This window comes from Microcella sp., assembly GCF_025808395.1.
Taxonomy (GTDB): domain Bacteria; phylum Actinomycetota; class Actinomycetes; order Actinomycetales; family Microbacteriaceae; genus Microcella.
Window position 1 is genome coordinate 24,279 of the sequence record NZ_CP075524.1, and the last position, 16,914, is coordinate 41,192.

A 16,914-nucleotide genomic window follows, 5' to 3' on the forward strand; every position below is an offset into this window, starting at 1 on the left:
CTAGGCGGGCCTCTCTGCAGTGGGGGTGGGAGTCTCGACCACGGTCGCGAGCCGGCCGTCGGCGAGGGTCAGCAGCACTCGAGCGCCGGGTGCGGCCGATGCCGCCGAACGCAGAACGCTGCCGTCGTCGATCTGCGCGATGGCGTAGCCCCGGTCGAGGGTGCGCTGCGGTGAGAGTGCACGCAGTTGCGATCGCCGTTCGTCGATCTCGAGGTGAGCGCGCTCGAGCACTCGGTGCGTCAACTCGACTCCGCGAGCGACGGCGCGCGTGAGCTCGTCGGCTCGCGAGTCGATGATCCACGTCGGGTCGGCGAGGGCGGGGCGCGAACGAATGGTGGCGATGCGCTCGACTTCGGTGCTGATCGACGTCGTCACGCGCGAGAGCATGCGAGATCGGGCCTGCTGCACGCGTGCGAGCTCTTCGCTCACATCGGGAACAACCCGTTTGGCGGCATCGGTCGGCGTCGAGGCGCGCAGGTCGGCGACCTCGTCGAGCAATGGCCGGTCGTTCTCGTGACCGATCGCGCTCACGAGCGGCGTCTCGCACGCCGCTGCCGCGCGCACGAGACTCTCATCGCTGAAGGGCAGCAGGTTCTGGAAGTCACCGCCACCACGCGCGACGATGATGACGTCGACCTCGGGGTCAGCATCCAATTCATGGATGCCCGCCGTCACCTCGGCGACGGCGCGGTCTCCCTGCACGGCCGCGTGCACCACCCGAAACCGCACCGACGGCCACCGCAGCTGCGCGTTGCGCAGCACATCTTTCTCGGCATCGCTGTCTTTGCCGGTGACGAGCCCGACGCAGCGCGGCAAGAAGGGCAGCGGTCGTTTGCGTGCGGGGTCGAAGAGGCCTTCGGCGGCGAGCGTCTGACGCAGGCGCTCGAGTCGTTCGAGCAGATCGCCGAGGCCCACCCGGCGCATGTCGAACACCTGCATGGTGAGCGTGCCGCCTTTGACCCACCAGTTCGCCTTGACGAGCGCGGTCACCCGGTCGCCCTGACCGAGACCCTCGGGCAGCTTGGCCCGCACCGACGACCACACGGTGAACGAGACCGTGGCGTCGGCACTGACGTCTTTCAGCTTGCCGTAGACGTTGCCGCCCGAGACGCCCCACTGGGCGATCTCGCCGTCGACCCACACCGAGCCGAGTCGATCGACATACTCTTTCAACTTCGCCGACAACTGGGCGACGGGCCAGGGCTCGTCGGCGCTCGACGGCCGGGGGGCAGCGGTGGTGTCGCTCACGAACCCTCCTTGCGTCAACCGGTGGCGTTCGACAGGGTAGTCGAGACAGCCGACGACCACGCCGACCCTGCGCCACGATGACCCTGCGCCACGATGATGGAGACCGATGACGACCCCCACCCCGATAGTGATCGATGCGCTCACCAAGGTCTACGGCGATGTCACGGCTCTGCGTGACGTCTCGTTCATGGCGCAGCCCGGCAAGGTGACGGGGTTTCTCGGCCCCAACGGCGCGGGCAAGACCTCGACGCTTCGCATTCTGCTCGGGCTCAACCGCCCCACTGCGGGCTCGGCGACGATCGACGGCTCGCGCTACCGCGATCTCGTCGACCCGGCCCGTCGGGTGGGAGGGTCGCTGTCGGCCGACGTCTTCCACCCGGGTCGCACCGCCCGTGCGCATCTGCTCGCGATCGCGATCGCTGCCGGCATCGAGCGCTCGCGGGTCGACATCGTGCTTGAGCAGGTGGGCCTCGAGAGTGCCGCCCGGCGTGCGGTGGGGGGCTACTCGCTCGGCATGCGGCAGCGGCTCGGGCTCGCCGGCGCACTGCTCGGCGACCCGGCAGCGCTCGTGCTCGACGAACCGATCAACGGTCTCGACCCCGACGGAATCCGGTGGATGCGGTCGCTGCTGCGGTCTCTTGCCGCCGAGGGTCGCACGGTGCTGCTCTCATCGCACGTGCTGAGCGAGGTGCAGCAGACGGTGGATGATGTCGTGGTGATCCGCCACGGTCGCATCGTCTTCGACGGCCCGCTCTCGACCCTCGAAGCCGGAACCGCGCGAGTGCGCGTCGACGCGGCCGACCGCGAGGCGCTGCGCAACGCGCTGGTGCGCGCGGGTGCGACGATCGAGTCGGGGGAGAAGGGTCTGACGGTGTTTGGCCTCGACGTCGCTCGAACGGGCGAGGTCGCGCGCGATGCGGGCATCGCGTTGAGCCACCTCAGCGATGAGACCGATGGGCTCGAGTCGGTCTTTCTGGCTCTCACGGCAGACGAGGCTGCGGCATGACCGGCCTCATGCGCGCGATCGGGTCAGAGTTCGTCAAGGTGCTGTCGACGAAGGCGTGGTGGCTGCTCGGCCTGATCCTGGTGGCCTATGTCGGCCTGACCGCGGCGGGGCTCGCCTTCTTCTTGAGCGACCTCGGTGCCGAGCTCGGCGGCATGGGTGCTGGCGACCTCGACCCTGTCGTCACGGCGAACCTCGTGTACAGCAGCGTGACGGCGGTCGGGCTGGTGATTCCTCTGCTGTTCGGCGCGCTGCTCGCGACCAGCGAGTACCGGCACCGCACGCTCACTCCGACCGTGCTGGCGCAGCCTCGACGCGGCATCGTGCTCGCCGCGAAGGCGGTCGAGGCCGCGGTCGTCGGCGCCCTGTACGGAGTCTTCGGTCTCGTCGGCTCGGTGGGGCTGGGCGCGCCGGTGCTGCTCGCTGTCGGCGAAGAGACCGCACTGGGCGAGCCCGACGTGCTCGCCGTGCTGCTGCGCACCCTGGTGGCCACGGCGCTGTGGTCGCTGCTCGGGCTGGGGCTGGGCGCCCTGCTGACGAGTCAGATCGCGGCGATCGTCATCGTGCTGGTCTTCACCCAGTTCGTCGAACCGATTCTGCGGCTGGTGGCCAACGTCTGGGAGTGGTCGGCGTCTCTGGGCCGCTTCTTGCCGGGGTCGGCCACCGACGCTCTCGTCGGGGCGGGCATCTTGAGCTCGCTCGGCGCCCTCGATGAGACCATTCCCGATTCGGGGGTGGATGCTCTGCTCTGGTGGCAAGGAGGGCTCGTGCTCGCGGCGCTCGCCGCTGCGTTGCTCGTCGCTGCATCGGTGACCACGCTGCGGCGCGACGTCGAATAGCCGCAGCGTCGCCCTCGACGTTGCCGAAGCTGCTGGTCAGCTACCCCTCGTAGACTGTGGGGGTGAGCACGATCTCGAACGGCGCCCTGGGCTCGACCCTGACCACCCCGGTGATTCCGCGGCGGCGCGAGCGGCTGGTGCCGGTGCCGGTCGACCGACCGAAGCGAGTGCTGCTCGCTGCTCCACGGGGGTACTGCGCTGGCGTCGACCGCGCGGTGATCGCCGTCGAGAAGGCGCTCGAGCAGTACGGCGCACCTGTCTACGTGCGCAAGCAGATCGTGCACAACATTCACGTCGTGACCGAGCTCGAGAAGCAGGGCGCGATCTTCGTCGACGAGGTCGACGAGGTTCCCGAGGGCTCGCACATCGTCTTCTCGGCGCACGGTGTGAGCCCGGCAGTCGTGCAGGGCGCTGCAGACCGCGAGCTGCAGGCGATCGACGCCACGTGCCCGCTCGTGACCAAGGTGCACCGTGAGGCGGTGCGGTTCTCGAAGCAGAACTACCGCATTCTGCTCATCGGCCACGCCGGTCACGAAGAGGTCGAAGGCACCATGGGTCACGCGCCCGAGCGCACCATTCTCGTGAACAACCCCGACGAGGCCGACCTCATCGAGGTGCCAGAGGGCGACGAGCTCATCTGGCTCTCGCAGACCACGCTGAGCGTCGACGAGACGATGGAGACCGTGCGGCGACTGCGCGCTCGCTTTCCGCACTTGCAAGACCCCCCGAGCGACGACATCTGCTATGCCACGCAGAATCGTCAGGTCGCGATCAAGAAGGTCGCCCCCGAGACCGATCTCGTCATCGTGGTCGGCTCGTCGAACAGCTCGAACAGTGTTCGCCTGGTCGAGGTGGCGCTCGAGTACGGGGCCAAGGCCGCCTATCGTGTCGACTATGCGAGCGAGATCGAGCAGGCGTGGCTCGAGGGTGTCGCCACCATCGGCGTCACGAGCGGTGCGAGCGTGCCCGAGGTGCTCGTCGAACAGGTGCTGAGCGATCTGCGCGACGCCGGGTTCGACGACGTCGCCGAAGTCAAGACCGCCGAAGAAGACCTGCAGTTCTCGCTGCCGAAAGAGCTGAGGCGCGATAAGGCCGGCAATATCGACGAGCGGGCGCTCGGCGGTCGAACTCGAGTCTGACCCGACCATGATCGACGTCGGCCTGCCTCGTGCGGTCGCCTCGGCTGTCTTGGTGCAGAGCCTGGCCTTTGCGCAGCGCATCATGGCGATCATCGGCTCGGTGGTGGCGGCGACCATCGTGGTCGACGTGCAGCTCAGTCGAGGGGCAGTAGAGACGATCCCCTTGATCGCGGCGCCGTTCTTCGGCATCGGCCTGCTCGCGCTGCTGCTCGTCTGGCGGCCGACGGTGCCGATCGCGCTGACTTTCGTGCTCGGTGGAGCCATCCTCTCGATCGCCGTTCCCGTGGTCGGCACGGCACTCGATCCTTCCTTCGGCGACACCGGGTCGTACCTGCTCAACCGCGTGGCCACCGCCATCTGCCTGGTCGGCGCGGTCGGCTCGAGCGCAGTGAGCGGTCTGGTCTGGTCGGCAGCAGGTTTTGTCGTCGCTCAAGCGAGCGTCGTGGCGGGTCTCGCCTTGGCCGGGTCGACGGCCCCGGTGGGCAGCGGCCCGCTCATCGTCTTCTCGATCTCGTTCATCGCCTATCTCACGCTCATGGTCGGGCAGCGTCAGGCTGACCGGCGGTTGCGCCCGATCAGGGCGGCCGAGCAAGAGGTTCGAACGCTCGATGACCGGGGCGTGCTCGAGCGGCGAGCTGCGGGCGTGCTGCACGACACCGTGTTGGCCGACCTCACTGCGATCGCGCAGCAGCCGGGTCGGTTGAGCGAGCGGGCGCAGAGAGTTCTTGCCGAGCATGTCGACCTCATCGACTCGGCCACCGTGGCGCGAGCGCGCGACGAACCCGCACCGCTGCACGCTCTCGGCGAGTCGTTGCGCACTCTGGCGCGCGAATACCAGTGGAGCGGGGTGCGCGTCGACGTCAACGGCATTGAAGCGCTGCGCGACGCAGTGGCTGCCGATGTTCGACACGCGGTGGTCGGGGCGGTGCGGGCGGCGCTCGACAACGTCGTGCACCACGCCGGCACCGACCGTGCCGAGCTGGTGGTGGGCATGCGCGATGATCGACTGACAGTGCTCGTCGTCGACGACGGCCTGGGGTTCTCAGCTGACGCTCTGCCCACCGACCGACTCGGAGTGCGCGCCTCGATCGTCGACCGCGTCGAACAGGTGGGGGGTTCGGTCAAGGTGTGGTCTGGCCCCGATGGCACGACGATCATGATGACGGTTCCCCTCGACGGCGGGTCGCCATGACGCGGGGCTCGTGGCAGCGCAGCCCGTGGGGGGCCGACCCGCTGAGCTGGTTCTCGACTCCGAACCTGCCGATCGCCGCGGCGGCGATCACACTCGTGCAGGGAGTGCTCACTCTGACACTCAGCCCCCAGGGCGGTTCGCGTCCACTCGTGCAGGGTGTCGCACTCGCGATCGCGGTGATCGCCCAGCTCAGCCTGCATGTCGCCACCAGGCCGCCTCGAGGTGAACTCGGCCTCGCTCGCACGATCGGCCTCACGGTGTTCGCGAGCGCGGCGCTCGTGATCTCAGCACTCGGATACTGGGGCGAGACCTTTCCGGTGCATCTGTGGTGGGCGCCCCTGGCGCTCTCGCTCACCCTCTTGGCGATGTCTCCGTACACGACGGCGGGTCGACTCGCGGTCGCAGGGTCGGTGGCGCTGGCGATCTCGACGGTGAGTACGCTCGCCATCGTGGTGCCAGATGACCCGAGCTGGCCGCCGTACTCGACCGTGATGATCGTGCTGTTTCCGATCATCATCGGCTTCATCGGAGGCGTGATCATGATTCATGCGATCACCGATCGGCTCTCACGCTGGAACGAGCGACCCCTGGTCGGCGCGATCGCGGGCGAAGAAGACGGTGCCCTCGTCGCCCTCGTTGACGCAGAGACGAGCACCCGCATCGCCGATGCCCGCGCCCTCATCTCTGGAGTTCTCGAGAGGGGTGTCGTCTCAGATGACGACGCCGAGCAGGCGGCGGTGCTCGCCGAGCGGTTGAGAGCCGAGCTCACCGGTGACGTCGACCGCACGTGGCTCGAACGCATCGCCACCGGTGCACCCCTCACCATCGATGACCCGCTGCACCTCGCTGACGAGCTCGACCTCGCGCAGCGCACCGCGCTGCGCGCGCTCATCGATGCGGTGCTCGACGACTCGCCGACAGCACTCGGCACGGCGAGCATCGAGCTGCGGCGCACTGACGAGGGGGCCGTGGCTGTCGCCGTGCAGGTGTCGTCGTCGCTGCCCGAGGGCCGTCGTGAGTCGTTTCTGGCGCCCTACTACGTCAGCCTGCACTCGACGGTCACCAAGCTGCGGTGGCGCGCCGGCCCGGTCACGGCGATCGAGTTCGAAGTGGGCGGGCGCGCTCAGACCCGCCCTCCTGCGGTGCAGAGCACTCCCGAGCCCGGAACCCCCGGCGCTCCTCGCGGGTGAGGCGCCGAGCTCAGCGCCCGGAGTGCCCGGCCGACCCGAGCTGCTGCGTCGCCTCGACGACGCGCTTCGCCATCGCCGACTCGGCCGCCTTGCGCCACGAGCGCGGGTCGTCGGTGCTCTTGTGCTCGGTAAAGAGCCGTTGCTGTGGCGCGCTCTTGAGCGCGGTGAGTCTGTTGTTGACTTTGTGAGGTCAATCATGCCCGAACTAGCTGGTGCGAGTTCGAAAGTGCGCTGGATAGCGTTGCGGTATTTGCCTGGGGGTGCTAGTAATGTGTTTACAAAGTACATACTTTGCACCCGGACCCGCAGCCGCGGGCCCGCCTCATCAATGAAGATAGGTGACACCGTGAACAGCACATTCACTCACCGCGGAAAGCGTCGTCGGTGGCTCAGTGCCATCGCTCTGGCAGCTTCAGCCGCGCTGCTCTCTGCCTGCGCCACGGCCGCGCCAGCGGAGGACGGCGACACCGACGAGACGCAGACCGTTCGCGTAGGTATCGTCGGTTTCAGCGCCGCCGACGCCACAGCCAACAAGACCGCCGAGCTCATGGTCGAGCAGGCCGAGGCGCTCGGTTGGGAGACTGAGTATCAAGCCGCGAATCCGGCAGGTGACTCGGCGAGCGCCAACTCGCTCATTCAGGTGATGCTCCAGAAGGGCGCGACCGTCATCATCACCATGAATTTCGATCCCGACACTCTGGGTGCAGGCCTCGCGGCCGCTCGTGAGGCGGGCGTTCCGGTCATGGGTATGAGTTCGGGCAAGTTGGGCGATGGCATGGCATGGGCCAGCAACGTCGGCTACATCCCTGAGTATGGCGAGCTCATTCGCTCTGACCTCGACCCCGCTGCCGAGCGCGTTGAGGTGCTCAACCTGCAGTTCTTGCTGGCCACTCCCGGTCAAGGTCGTGACCAGTTGATGCAGGAAATCGCAGCCGATGACCCGCGCGTGAACCTGACTGACCGTGAGGTGCCTATCCCCGGCGCTGTGCAAGGTGGTCGCGACTTCACTACCGCCTGGTTGGCGGCCAACCCGCCGACGCCCGGTGTGCAGCTGATCATCTACGCAGTGTTCGACCAGCCGGCCGAAGGTGCGGTTGCCGCACTTCGACAGGCAGGTCGCGATGATGTGCTCATCTACAGCTACGACGCCACCCCGGTCGGCCTTGAGCTGGTGAAAGAAGGGTGGATTCGCGGGAACATCCAGAACGGTCGTCAGGCGCAAGCTGACCAGGTGATCGCTGCAGCTCAGAAGGTTGTCTCGGGTGAGTTCACGGTCGACAACCCCGTGCTCGTGCCGGTGGCCTTCTTCATTGTCACCACAGACAATGTCGAGCAGTATGAGAGGGACTTCCCGGCCGCGTTCACGGAGGAAGGCGTCTAGGCCAGAGCGAAACCCCTCGAAGTTCGGGCGGTGCCTGCCGGGCCGGCAGGCACCGCCCCCAATGTGCGGAAGAAAGTAATGAGCGCAATCACAACCACTCGCAATGCAAAGTTGCCAGCGAGGGCCTCACGGCCTTTCCACCTCAAAGCTCTGTCGTTCGGGGGAAAGTACGGAACGATCGTCGTGCTGGTCGGCATGACTCTGGCCTTCTATATCGCCGGCCCGACCACCTTCGGCAACCCCAACAACCTGGTGAATGTTCTCACCAACCTGGCCCCGGGCGCCATTGTTGCCCTCGGCCTGACGATCTGCCTAGTCGCCGGAGACTTCGACTTGAGTATCGGCTTTCAGGCGAGCATCGCCGGAGTCTTCATCGTCGGCTTCTTGAGCGGCCTCGGATTCTTGGGTGTGAGCGGTCCGAGCCCTGAACCGGGCAGCGGTCTTCCCCTCATTGTGTCGATCTTGCTCGTCTTAGCGGCCGGGACCTTCTTCGGTCTTATCAATGGATTGATCGTCACCAAGCTTGGGGTCAACGCGCTGATCGCGACGCTCGGTACCGGAACCGTGATCTTCGCGATCAACCTCATGTACGGCAACGGCGTCACCTACCCGGTGCGCGACGACGGCACCTTCATGCAGTTGGCCCTCGGTCGCCTGTTCGGCGTCATCCCGTACCCGATCATTATCCTGATCGGCTTCGCCGTCGCGCTCTGGCTGCTGCTGAATGCGACCCCGCTCGGACAGCACATCAAGGCTGTCGGTGACGACCCCGAGGCGGCGCGCAGACTCGGCATCAATGTCTCGCGCACCCGCATCTGGGCATTCATCATCTGCGGTGTTTGCGGCACCTCGGGCGGCATCATGCTCGCGGCCTCGCTCGGCAGCGGTGACGCCAATGCGGGCGACGTGTACCTTCTGCAGGCCTTCGCTGCCGCCTTCCTCGGTTCAGCCGCGCTGCGCGACGGTGAGTTTCACATCGTCGGAACCCTGCTCGGGGTGCTCACGGTCGCCATTGGTTTCAACGGTCTGGCGATCTTCGCCGCACCGGCTTACTCGCAGTACTTGTTTGCAGGGGGGCTGCTGATTATCGCGGTCGCGCTCAGCAGCCTCAGCCGCAGGTACGTGTCAGACCTATGAACGCGCGAAAGGATGCAGACGTGCAGAACACGCCGGAGACCGTCTTGGAGGTCGCCAACCTGCACAAGTGGTTCGGGGGGCTTCACGCCCTCGATGACGTGTCGTTCTCGGTTCGCAGAGGCGAGTCCGTTGGCCTGGTCGGCGATAACGGCGCTGGCAAGTCAACCTTGCTCAAGACCCTCTCGGGCGTGCATGAACCCACCGAAGGGCGGATCGTGCTCGAAGGCACAGAGGTCAGGCTTGGTAGCCCCACCGTCGCGCGCAGTCACGGCGTCGAAACCGTCTATCAAGACCTCGCCTTGATCGGCCGGTTCACCATCGCAGAGAACTTCTTTCTCGGCCGTGAGCTGCGCCGCTTCGGGCTGCTGCGCAAGCGGGCCATGAGAAACGCTACTGATGAGGCCTTGCGCAACCTCGATGTGCGGGTGCCATTCGCCAACCGCCGCGTGTCGAAGATGTCGGGTGGGCAGCGGCAGGCGGTCGCCATCGCGCGCGGCGCATACTGGGGCCGAAAGATGCTGTTGCTCGACGAACCCACCGCGGCGCTCGGCGTTCGTGAATCGGGCGAGGTACTGCGATTGCTCGACGGCCTCAAAGAGGGCGGCATCACCACCATCCTCGTGACGCACAACATCGATCACCTGTGGCACGTGTGCGACCGCATCCTGGTGCTTCGCCGCGGTCGCCTGGTCGCCGATGTCGCGAAGAGTGATGTCACACCCGCAGAGGTAGTCGGGCATATAACCGGTGCGATCGAAGCCCATAGTGGCGACGACTCCACAGAAGCAGCCGCCTCAGACACGACTACCGGCGCAGGCGACGACGAATGACTGCCGCCTATGACGGCACCGGCAGCAAGAGCCCTCAGTGGTGGCCCTCACGGTACGGTGCTGACGATGAGCGCGGCAGTCTCAATGAGATCACTGCTGAACGAGTGATCGCCGCCCTGAGGCTTCCGCGCATCGGTCGCGTCATCGAACTCGCGCCCGTGCACGAGGTCGACATGCCTGGGCCAGCGCGGCGCGACTGGCGGCAGATGATTCTCACCGATGGCGCGCTGCCTGGCTTGCACGGCGACCCCTCCGAGTGGACCGGGTTCGAAGAGTACATCTCAAGTTCGGCCCACGTCGGCTGCCACGTCGATGGGCTCGCCCACAATGGCATCGCTGGCCGTGGCTACAACGGAGTGCACTACACCGAGTTCTTCGCCAAGGGCGGTCTGCGTCGCCTGGGCGCTGAGAACATGCATTCGTGGGTGACTCGGGGTGTCTGTCTCGACATCGCAGCATTGCGAGGCCTTGACGTGATGTCGCCTGGCGACATGGTCACCGTTGCCGATCTTGAGGCAGCCGAAGCGCGCCAAGGTGTCACGGTTGCCCCTGGCGATGCCGTGCTCATTCACACCGGCTGGATGTCGCTCTGGCAGGTCGACAATGATCGCTTTCTTGAGGGCGAGCCCGGAGTTGGCTGGGATGCCGCGCACTGGTTGACCGATCGTCGGGTGTCGATCGTGGGGGCAGACAATTGGGCGTTTGAGGTGATCCCCTTTGAGCGCCCCGAACGCGCGTTCGTCGTGCATCAACACCTGCTCGCCGAAACCGGCACGTACATCATCGAGAACATTCACACGGCCGAACTGATCGCTACGGGCAGCACCGAGTTTCTGTTCGTGCTGGCGCCCATCCGCGGGAGGGGTTCGACCGGGGCCATGGCCTCACCGATCGCGATCATCTAACGAAGCAGAAAGGGGTGACACCTGGTGTCATTCGAAGCAAAGTCCGCGATCGTCACCGGCGGCGCCTCGGGCATCGGCTTGCGCGTGGTCGAGCGATTGGTCGAGCGGGGGGCGCGCGTGGTCGTCGCTGATCGTGATCGGGAGGCTCTGGACCGCGTTCGGCAGTCGTTCGGCGCCAGCGTCGCGCCCGTGGAGGTCGACGTGCGCAACGAAGACGACATCGCCGCAATGGTGGCCGCTTCCCGGCAGCTCGGCCCGCTCAGTGTGGCGGTGAACGCCGCCGGCATGGGGGAGGGACATCCGGTGGTAGAGGAAGACCTCGAGACCTGGAACCGGGTCGTCAGCATCGTGCTCACTGGCGTCTTTCTCTCGGTGAAGCACGAGGCGCGCGAGATGATCCGGCACGGTGGGGGTGGGGCAATCGTCAACATCGCCTCGATCAACGCCAACGTGCCTACCTGGGGTTCCGCGGCCTACTCGGTCGCTAAGTCGGGCGTTGAGATGTTGACGCGTAGCTCGTCACTTGAGCTGGCCGAGCACCGCATCCGAGTCACCTGCGTTTCTCCTGGTCTTGTCGAAACTCCGATGGCGCACCGTACCGGCAACATGACCCCCGAGATGGTTCAGCGCTGGCTCGACCACACCCCGCTCGGCCGCGTCGGCACCACTGACGACATCGCAGCCGCCGCTTTGTTCTTGGCTAGTGACGATGCCACTTGGATAACCGGGCACAATCTCGTGGTCGACGGCGGCCTGTCGCATACCGCAGGACCAGTCACCCGCGACCTGGTGTCGTAAGCGACCGGAGTCGTTGGCTACCGAGTCAGGGATTCGCTGGCGAGGTGGCCAGCAATACCGTGAGCATCTCGGTGCCGGTGTTGCGAATGCCATGCTCGGCCCACGCGGGCATGAAGATGAAATGCCCCGGCCCGACCTCTACGTCGCCGCTTGAGCGAAGCATTGTGCCGGTACCTGAGAGGATCACGTAGGTCTCTTCGGTCTCATGCGAGTGCAGAACCATCTCGGCGTGCGGTGGCACATAGAGCATCACGACGCTGTGGTTGCGTGAGGGTGCCGCAGGGTTGGTTGGGTGTACCACGCGCACGGCCGAGATCGGAACCGTCGTCTCGTCGTACATGATCGGCAAGCCGTCTTGCACGGTGAGCACGATCGCCTCCGGTGGCACCTCCGGTTTCGGCAGGGTCGGGTTAAGGCTGCCGTGGCTGGGCAGCATGCGGTGGGTGGCAGACATGGTCATCCTTTCGAGGGCGACATGGTGTGGGCGGCGATCTCGACGCGAGCGTGCATGATGGCGCCGCGTCGGGTCGTCACGGGGTCAACAGTTTCGACGGGTGGTGCACACGTGAGGAAGAGATCGCGTCCGTCAGCACCGCCTAAGGCCACCGAGTAGGCAGCCAGCTCGCCAGTGTCGACGAAGTCAGTCACCTCTCCGCCGGGCAGCACCCGCCGCGCTCCGTGCCCTTTCGCGTCGGCCAACCACACGGCGCCACTGCGATCAAGCACGAGCCCGTCAGGAACTTGAGGCAGCAGTGGTGTTATCTCGCTGATGCTGTAGCTGCCTGGGTCGGGAGCGAATTCGGCCCAGACACGGCGATCGACGAGCTCGTCGCCAGCAAAGGTGAAAGCGGTCAGACGACACCGGTAGGTCTCCACTACGACGAGGTGGCCTCGCTCCTCGTCAAGGATGATGCCATTGGGAAACACCAGGTCGTCGACCACCGCGTCGACCCGACCGTCGGGGGTGACCCGAATCAGTGAAGTAGGCAGGGCGAGATCAGGGTCACTCGGGCTGACGCCGAAGTTGCCGATGTAGCAGGTGCCGCGTCTGTCGATCGCCATGTCGTTGGCGGGCCCGGTGACCAGGTGATCGAACCGCGCCACGAGGTCGAGCTCGCCGTTGACGATGGCGTAGAGCGCGCAGTCGTCCATCGACACCACGCGCAGTGACCCGTCGGGCATGAAGCCCAAGCCGGAGGGGCGTCCGGGCACCTCCGCGACCAGAGTGAGCTCGCCATCCGGCCGCAGGCGGAGCACGCGCCGCGTGAAGAAGTCAGAAAACCACAGGGCGCCGTCGTGCCACCGTGGCGCCTCAGTGACCGATAGCCCGCCGGTGAGCAGGGTTGCCGCGCGGGTCATCGTCACCCTTTCTCACCTAGCCCCACGTTGCCGTTGATGGTCAATCCGCCGTCGACCGCGATGTGCTGGCCGGTGACGTAAACCGATTCGTCGGCGGCGAGATACACGACGGTCGACGCTAGATCGCGGGGCATGCCGATGCGGCCGATGGGGATGCGCGCGTTGTAGGTGGCCACGACGTCGTCGGTATAGACGTCGGCGTTGAGCCGCGAGTGCACGGCACCGGGCGCGATCGCATTGACGGTGATGCCGCGCGGGGCGAGTTCGACGGCGAGTGAGCGAGTGAGCCCGAGCACGCCACCTTTGGCGCTGACGTACGCGGCGGCATTGTTGATCGGCTGCGTTTCTGTGACCGAGGTGACATTGATGATGCGGCCATAGTTGCGTGGAAGCATCGAGCGCACCGCTGCCTGGCAGCCGTGAAAGTAGCCGTGCAGGTTCGTGGCCAGCAGCCCGTGCCAATCGCTCTCGGTGGTGTTCTCGAAAGGGCGCACAAGCAGGCGACCGGCGTTGTTGACCCAGATGTCAATGGGCCCTAACTGCTGCTCTACCTGTGTTGCGAACCGGTCGACGTGCTCGCGTTCGCCGACGTCGCCCTGTACCGCGAGAAACGAGCGTCCTGCGGTCTCGATTGCCGAGCGGGTGCGCTCAATGTCGTCGATCGTGTAGGAGATCGCGGCAACGTCGGCGCCCGCTTCGGCGAGACCGATCGCAAGTGCTTGACCGATGCCACTGGATGCGCCGGTGACCACAGCGACTTTGCCGTGCAGATCGAACATTGCTCTGCCTTTCGAGACTGAACAAATCTATTTGTGAATACAAAGACTATGTTACCGTAGCGCGAGATTCTGTCGAGGAGGGCACCGTGATCGAGCTGAGATCGCCGTCGATTGAGGTTGACGTCGATGACGATGTGGGCGCGCAGATTGTACGGCTGGCGTTACCGGGCGGGGACAACGCGGTGGCCTGGTACGACTGGCCCGTTCCGGTGCCGGCACACGAAAGTCAGAGCTACGGCGACAGTGAGCTCGACTGGCTTTCACGGTATCGCGGCGGCTGGCAAGAGACCTTTCCGAATGCGGGGCTGGCGGCCACCGTTGACGGCGTTCCCGTCGGGTTTCACGGCGAATGCTCCACTGCACGGTGGGCAGTGATCCGTCGCGATGAGATCTCGTGCGAACTGTCAGCGGCGGCACGATTGCCTTTGACCATCACCCGACGGATGCGACTTTCGAGAGATAACGCTGCGCTCTCTGTCGAGTCGACGGCGCACAATCACGGTGCCGTGCCGACGTCATTCGTGTGGGGCCACCACCCGGCCTTTCCGGCGTTGCCTGGCGCCGTCATCGACTACCCGGCCGGTGCGACGGCGCGACCCGACCCCGGTCGCCCAGCCGGGCTCACTGCAGACGAATTCACCTGGCCACTTGGCCGCACGCTCGAGGGTGGTGAGCTCGATGCCTCGGTCGTTCCCGAGGGGCCAGTGCATCGGTTGCTCTACCTCGACGGCATGGCTGAGGGCTGGGCTGCTCTGCGCCAGCCCTCTGGTGGCGTCAGCATCGCGATGGCGTGGGACACTGATGCCTACCCGTATTCGTGGTTGTGGCTCATGCGCGACGACCCAGCTTTTCCCTGGTTCGGACGGGCCTCGATGCTGAGCATCGAGTGTCAAACTGCGTGGCCATACGACGGTCTGGCGGCCGCTCGAAAGCGGGGCATGGTGCATCACCTCGAGCCGGGGGAGAGCGCCCATTCTTGGATGACAATTGTGTTGCTCGCTGAGACGCCGGCCCCAGTGGTCGGGGTCGACCGATCAGGCGAGGTGCGCTGGGCTGGCGATCATGACTGAGTCGTCATCGATGCCAGCCATCGTCAAAGTGGCACCGGGGCCCGGCAATGTCGAACTGTTGCAGGTGCCGCGCCCGGTCGCCGAACCCGACCAGGTCATCGTCGAGGTGCACGCAGCCGGGGTCTGCGGAACCGACCTCCACATTCTTGACGACCACTACCCGACACGTCCACCTGTCGTGCTGGGTCATGAAGTGGCGGGCATCGTCGTCGCCTGTGGGTCCGAGGTTTCTACCGAGTGGATTGGGCGCGCCGTGGCGATCGAGTCGCACCATCAACGCTGCCATTGCACGCAGTGCCGCGCGGGTCGACGCAATCTGTGCCCGAACAAGCAGTCGATGGGCTCCTTCGTCAATGGAGGCTTCGCGCCCCTCGTGGCCGCTCGAGAAGAGCTGATACACCCGTTGCCGGCTGGGATCACAACGACCGTTGGCGCGTTGTCTGAGCCTTTGTCGTGCGTAGCACACCTTCTTGTCGAGGACGGCGTGGTGCGAGCGGGCGACCGGGTGCTGGTGACCGGGCCCGGTCCGATGGGCATGCTCGCCGCTATGGTCGCTCGCGCAAGCGGTGCCTCAGTGGTGTTGAGTGGGCTGCCTGCCGACTCCGATCGCCTCAGCCGGGCGCGAGACGCCGGCCTCACCGTGACTGATCAGCCCGTCACCGCGTCTTTTGACGTCGTCGTCGAGTGCTCGGGCAGCGCGGGCGGGGCCAGGATGGCTCTTGAGGCCGCCGCACCCCGTGGTCGCTACGTCGCCGTCGGAATTCACGGCCGAGAGGTCTCCCTGCCCTTCGATCACGTTCTCTACAAAGAGCTCATCGTGACCTCGGGCTTCGCCGCCACCCCGCGGTCGTGGCAGCTGGCAATGTCACTCATGACGTCTGGCCTGCTTGCTCTAGAGCACCTTATCTCGTCGGTGCGCCCGTTGAGCGATTGGGATCAGGTCGTCGCCGAACTCCGAGCTGGTCAAGGCATGAAGGTTCTCTTCGACCCTCGTCTCGGCGCGTGATACGGTCTATATGTCATGACAAATACAGGGGAGGTGTGCGTGCTAGATCTCGTGACGGTCGGGCGTTCTCTCGTCGACTTCTACCCAGTGAGCGACGGTCCCCTCGTGGGTGTGACGACTTATGAGCAAATGGTCGGGGGTAGCCCCACCAATGTCGCAGTCGGGGCCGCGCGCCTTGACCTCTGCGCAGCCGTTGTGGGTTCAGTCGGCGACGACCCTCTCGGCGCTGTCGTACTTGACCGTCTATCGACGACCGGCGTCGACGTGAGCATGATCACCGTCGTGGCAGACGCGCGAACGACGGTGGCGACCTGCGAGTTGATAGGCGATGCGGCCCAAGCTCTCATCTATCGCGGCTCCCCGTCAGCCGATCATCGAGCCCATCTGAGCGAGTCTGATGAGGAAGCCATCGCGCTCGCCCCCCTGCGATGGATCTCGGGATGCGCCCTCGCTGAAGACATCGCGCGCCAGCTCACTACACGGGTGATCAGCCTGGGTTCGCCAACCCACGTGATTCTCGACGTCGACTACCGCGATGCCTATTGGCCGAGCCTCGAGACGGCAGGTGAGGTTCTGCGCGAAGCTGTCGCACAGGTTGACATCGTTGTCGCGAATGTCGACGAGGCACGCATTGTTGTTGGCCCGGGTGAGCCCCGTGAGCTTGCCGAGCGGCTTCGCGCGCTCGGGTGCGCGATCGCCATCATCAAGCGTGGTGAGCACGGAGTCCTCGTCGTCGACTCTGCGCGAGCAACAGAGGTTGCGCCCTGGCCAGTGATCGCGGTGAACGGCTTGGGCGCTGGTGATGCCTTTGGGGCTGCGCTGTGCCGTGGCCTCAACGACGCCATGCCAATCGTCACCGCCTGCGAGTTCGCCTCGGCCGCCGGGGCTATCGTCGCCTCTCGTCGTGAGAGCTCGGTGGCCATGCCCACGTATGGGCAGATCACCTCCTTTATGAACAGGAGCGCCCGTGTTGCGTGAGAACCAACTGCAGACTCTGCGCGAGCGACGCGCTCGTGAACCTGGCTATGTTCACGACGC

At 65.8% G+C, this 16,914-nt stretch carries 17 protein-coding genes; 13 read left to right on the forward strand and 4 right to left on the reverse strand.

Annotated features, from left to right (window positions below):
- A complete protein-coding gene (gene xseA, locus KIT89_RS00130) occupies positions 1-1,248 on the reverse strand; it encodes an exodeoxyribonuclease VII large subunit (RefSeq protein ID WP_297602423.1) in 1,248 nt (415 codons plus the stop codon).
- 106 nt (positions 1,249-1,354) lie between these two features.
- On the opposite strand from xseA, the gene KIT89_RS00135 reads away from it, so the two are divergent.
- The 10 genes from KIT89_RS00135 (at position 1,355) to KIT89_RS00180 (ending at position 11,662) form a co-directional block, all read left to right on the forward strand.
- Positions 1,355-2,254: an ATP-binding cassette domain-containing protein gene (locus KIT89_RS00135; protein WP_297602424.1), complete on the forward strand. Its 900-nt coding sequence runs from the start codon at positions 1,355-1,357 to the stop codon at positions 2,252-2,254.
- A complete protein-coding gene (locus KIT89_RS00140; protein WP_297602425.1) occupies positions 2,251-3,090 on the forward strand; it encodes an ABC transporter permease in 840 nt (279 codons plus the stop codon). Before KIT89_RS00135 ends, KIT89_RS00140 begins: the two co-directional genes overlap by 4 nt.
- A 110-nt stretch (positions 3,091-3,200) precedes the next feature.
- The gene (locus KIT89_RS00145) at positions 3,201-4,229 is read left to right on the forward strand and encodes a 4-hydroxy-3-methylbut-2-enyl diphosphate reductase (protein ID WP_297603977.1); all 1,029 of its coding nucleotides are present in this window, start codon (positions 3,201-3,203) and stop codon (positions 4,227-4,229) included.
- A 7-nt stretch (positions 4,230-4,236) separates the two neighbouring features.
- A complete protein-coding gene (locus tag KIT89_RS00150; RefSeq protein ID WP_297602426.1) occupies positions 4,237-5,421 on the forward strand; it encodes an ATP-binding protein in 1,185 nt (394 codons plus the stop codon).
- On the forward strand, positions 5,418-6,611 hold the full coding sequence (locus KIT89_RS00155) for a hypothetical protein (protein ID WP_297602427.1): 1,194 nt from the start codon (positions 5,418-5,420) through the stop codon (positions 6,609-6,611). The genes KIT89_RS00150 and KIT89_RS00155 overlap by 4 nt, the downstream gene beginning before the upstream one ends.
- A 121-nt stretch (positions 6,612-6,732) precedes the next feature.
- The gene (locus KIT89_RS00160) at positions 6,733-7,992 is read left to right on the forward strand and encodes a sugar ABC transporter substrate-binding protein (RefSeq protein ID WP_297602428.1); all 1,260 of its coding nucleotides are present in this window, start codon (positions 6,733-6,735) and stop codon (positions 7,990-7,992) included.
- A 78-nt stretch (positions 7,993-8,070) separates the two neighbouring features.
- A complete protein-coding gene (locus KIT89_RS00165; protein ID WP_297602429.1) occupies positions 8,071-9,129 on the forward strand; it encodes an ABC transporter permease in 1,059 nt (352 codons plus the stop codon).
- Between the two features lie 20 nt (positions 9,130-9,149).
- Positions 9,150-9,959: an ATP-binding cassette domain-containing protein gene (locus KIT89_RS00170; protein ID WP_297602430.1), complete on the forward strand. Its 810-nt coding sequence runs from the start codon at positions 9,150-9,152 to the stop codon at positions 9,957-9,959.
- The gene (locus tag KIT89_RS00175; RefSeq protein ID WP_297602431.1) at positions 9,956-10,864 is read left to right on the forward strand and encodes a cyclase family protein; all 909 of its coding nucleotides are present in this window, start codon (positions 9,956-9,958) and stop codon (positions 10,862-10,864) included. Before KIT89_RS00170 ends, KIT89_RS00175 begins: the two co-directional genes overlap by 4 nt.
- Before the next feature lie 24 nt (positions 10,865-10,888).
- Complete coding sequence (locus KIT89_RS00180; protein WP_297602432.1) at positions 10,889-11,662, forward strand: SDR family NAD(P)-dependent oxidoreductase; 774 nt, start codon at positions 10,889-10,891, stop codon at positions 11,660-11,662.
- A gap of 25 nt (positions 11,663-11,687) precedes the next feature.
- Here the strand turns inward: KIT89_RS00180 and KIT89_RS00185 are convergent, their stop codons facing one another.
- From KIT89_RS00185 to KIT89_RS00195, 3 genes are read right to left on the reverse strand one after another with little or no spacing between them, the layout of a single operon-like run.
- A complete protein-coding gene (locus KIT89_RS00185) occupies positions 11,688-12,116 on the reverse strand; it encodes a cupin domain-containing protein (RefSeq protein WP_297602433.1) in 429 nt (142 codons plus the stop codon).
- 2 nt (positions 12,117-12,118) lie between these two features.
- Complete coding sequence (locus KIT89_RS00190; protein WP_297602434.1) at positions 12,119-13,021, reverse strand: SMP-30/gluconolactonase/LRE family protein; 903 nt, start codon at positions 13,019-13,021, stop codon at positions 12,119-12,121.
- A 2-nt stretch (positions 13,022-13,023) separates the two neighbouring features.
- Positions 13,024-13,800: an SDR family oxidoreductase gene (locus KIT89_RS00195; protein WP_297602435.1), complete on the reverse strand. Its 777-nt coding sequence runs from the start codon at positions 13,798-13,800 to the stop codon at positions 13,024-13,026.
- Between the two features lie 86 nt (positions 13,801-13,886).
- On the opposite strand from KIT89_RS00195, the gene KIT89_RS00200 reads away from it, so the two are divergent.
- The 3 genes from KIT89_RS00200 to KIT89_RS00210 are packed head-to-tail and all read left to right on the forward strand — an operon-like array spanning position 13,887 to position 16,854.
- The gene (locus KIT89_RS00200; protein WP_297602436.1) at positions 13,887-14,870 is read left to right on the forward strand and encodes a DUF4432 family protein; all 984 of its coding nucleotides are present in this window, start codon (positions 13,887-13,889) and stop codon (positions 14,868-14,870) included.
- A complete protein-coding gene (locus tag KIT89_RS00205) occupies positions 14,863-15,876 on the forward strand; it encodes an alcohol dehydrogenase catalytic domain-containing protein (protein ID WP_297602437.1) in 1,014 nt (337 codons plus the stop codon). Before KIT89_RS00200 ends, KIT89_RS00205 begins: the two co-directional genes overlap by 8 nt.
- Before the next feature lie 15 nt (positions 15,877-15,891).
- Positions 15,892-16,854: a PfkB family carbohydrate kinase gene (locus tag KIT89_RS00210; RefSeq protein WP_297602438.1), complete on the forward strand. Its 963-nt coding sequence runs from the start codon at positions 15,892-15,894 to the stop codon at positions 16,852-16,854.
- Positions 16,855-16,914: the final 60 nt, after the last annotated feature.